Raw genomic sequence first — 1,232 nt, forward strand, 5'->3', positions numbered from 1 at the left:
CCCCCAGGGATGGGTTTACGGCGTGTCCCGGCAAGGGGGTAAGCCTGCCAGCCCGCACTGAAAACCAAGCAGCCAGCAAACTGCTTTGGCTTTGGCTTTTGCTTTGGCTTCGGCTCCGCGCTTTCCGCTTCGAAAAAAAAACAAACACCCACAAAAAAACCCGACCGAAGCCGGGTTTTTTCGATCCATCACACCACCGCAAGCGATGGCGTAGGAGGGATCAGGCCAGACCGGCCTGCTTCATCACTTCGGCAGCRTAGTCTTCGACAACCTTCTCGATGCCTTCGCCAACAGCCAGGCGCTTGAAGCCGACCACGTCGGCACCGGCGGCCTTCAGGACCTGCTCGACCGACTGGTTGGTGTCCAGCACGTACGGCTGGCCGTACAGCGTCACTTCGTTGACGATCTTGGCGATCTTGCCGCTGATGATCTTTTCCAGGATGTCGGCCGGCTTGGACTTGTCCTTGTCGGTCATCTTGGCCAGCTCGATTTCCTTCTCCTTCGCAACGAACTCGGCCGGCACATCGGCTGCCTTGTTGTGCGGCGGATTCATCGCAGCCACATGCATGGCCAGGCCACGGGCCAGTTCGGCGTCACCGCCGGCCAGCTCGACCAGCACGCCGATGCGGCCACCGTGCACGTAAGCGGCCACGTTGTTGGACGATTCCAGGCGCACGATGCGACGCACGTCGACCTTCTMGCCAACCTTGGCGATCACGGCGGCGCGGGCTTCTTCGACGGTCTCGCCGCTCGGCAGCTTGGCGGCCTTCAGCGCGTCGATGTCGGCAGCGCCCGAGCTCAGGGCGGCGGCGACAACGGCCTTGGTGAAGTCCAGGAAGTTGCTGTCCTTGGCGACGAAGTCGGTTTCGGAGTTGACTTCGACCAGCACGGCCTTGTTGCCGTCCTGAGCCGCCACGATGATGCCTTCGGCAGCCACGCGGTCAGCCTTCTTGTCGGCCTTGGCCAGGCCGGACTTGCGCAGCCATTCGGCCGAGGCGTCGATGTTGCCGCCGTTTTCGGTGAGTGCCTTCTTGCACTCCATCATGCCGGCGCCAGTGCGCTCGCGCAGTTCCTTGACCAGGGAAGCAGTGATTTCCACGGGATTTCCTCACGAAAGAAAGGGGTTGGGCCGGCATGGTGGCCGGCCCGTATGACAGGGTCCTGTCATCGCGCCATCGGCAGCGGACAGGAGCGGTGGGCGCGCGGCGCCCACCGTGGGCCTGGATCAGGCC

Annotated in this window: 1 protein-coding gene; it reads right to left on the bottom strand. The window is 63.2% G+C overall.

Annotated elements, in window-relative coordinates:
* Positions 1-220: 220 nt before the first annotated feature.
* Positions 221-1,099 (bottom strand): translation elongation factor Ts, encoded by an 879-nt coding sequence (gene tsf / locus ACXJKH_RS20780; RefSeq protein ID WP_457322222.1) that lies wholly within the window; start codon positions 1,097-1,099, stop codon positions 221-223.
* Positions 1,100-1,232: the final 133 nt, after the last annotated feature.

It is taken from the genome of Stenotrophomonas sp. P5_B8 (assembly GCF_054049855.1).